Annotated in this window: 1 protein-coding gene; it reads left to right on the plus strand. The window is 58.6% G+C overall.

The genetic code is table 11. From position 1 onward, the window contains the following. The first annotated feature begins 18 nt into the window (after positions 1–18). Positions 19–1,119, plus strand: a complete 1,101-nt coding sequence (locus AWB76_RS38640; RefSeq protein ID WP_061165330.1) for an IS5 family transposase — start codon at positions 19–21, stop codon at positions 1,117–1,119. Positions 1,120–1,205: the final 86 nt, after the last annotated feature.

Consider the following 1,205-nt stretch of genomic DNA (forward strand, 5'->3'; position numbering starts at 1 on the left):
ACTTGCCCACTGAAGATCATGCGCGGCGCCGACACGTTCACCGAGAGTCTGTTTTCCCTGCGAAAGCTGGACGACTTCGTCCCGAAGTCGCATCCGTTGCGGTCGATCCGCGTGATGGCGAACGAAGCGCTGGCGAAGATGGATCGACTGTTCGCCGGGATGTATGAAGCGCACACGAAGGGCGGGCGGCCGAGCATCGCGCCCGAGAAGTTGCTGCGAGCCATGCTGATCCAGATCCTCTACAGCGTCCGCTCGGAGCGGCAACTGATGGAGCAGGTTCAATATAACCTGCTTTTTCGCTGGTTCATCGGCCTGGCAATGGATGACGAGGTGTGGGTGCCCACGGTCTTCACGAAGAATCGCGAGCGATTGATCAAGCACCATGCAATCGTCGAATTCTTCAACGAAGTGGTGGCGCTCGCCGAGAAGAAGGATCTGCTCTCGGGCGAGCACTTCAGCGTGGACGGCACACTGATCCAGGCGTGGGCGGGGCACAAGAGCTTCGTGCGCAAGGACGGTGACGATCAGGACAACGACAGTGGCAGCGCAGGCGACTTCAAAGGCAGCAAGCGCAGCAACGAGACGCATCAGTCCAAGACTGATCCTGATGCGCGGCTCTATCGCAAAGGCAAGACGGCCAGCGAATTGCGGTACATGGGCCATACGCTGACCGATAACCGGCATGGCTTGGTGGTCAACGCGCGTGTCACATACGCTGATGGGCATGCCGAGCGTGAAGCGGCCAAGATCATGATCAACGACGCGCGGCAAGCAGTACAGGATGCGAGCGCAGAGATCACGCTAGGTGCTGACAAGGGTTACGACGCACAGGAATTCATCGAGGCCTGCCAGGAGATGAAGGTCACACCGCACGTCGCGCAAAATACCTCGGGACGGCGTTCGGCGGTGGCTGACTCGATTGCCTCGAGCGTGGGCTACGCCATATCTCAGCAAAAGCGCAAGCTGATCGAACAAGGCTTCGGCTGGGCGAAGACCGTGGGGCGCATGCGCCAGGCGATGGTGCGCGGGTTGAAGAAGGTGGATCAGATGTTCGTGTTGAACATGGCCGCCTACAACCTCGTGCGCCTGCGATCCTTGACACAAGTCCGTCCGTCGTGACGGTAAACGCGAAAATGAAACCAGAAATTCGGCTCAAACCGCTCAAAAAGGACGTTGAATTGCATTGGGCTTGCACAATGCGAAAA

The organism is Caballeronia temeraria (genome assembly GCF_001544795.2).
Classification (GTDB): domain Bacteria; phylum Pseudomonadota; class Gammaproteobacteria; order Burkholderiales; family Burkholderiaceae; genus Caballeronia; species Caballeronia temeraria.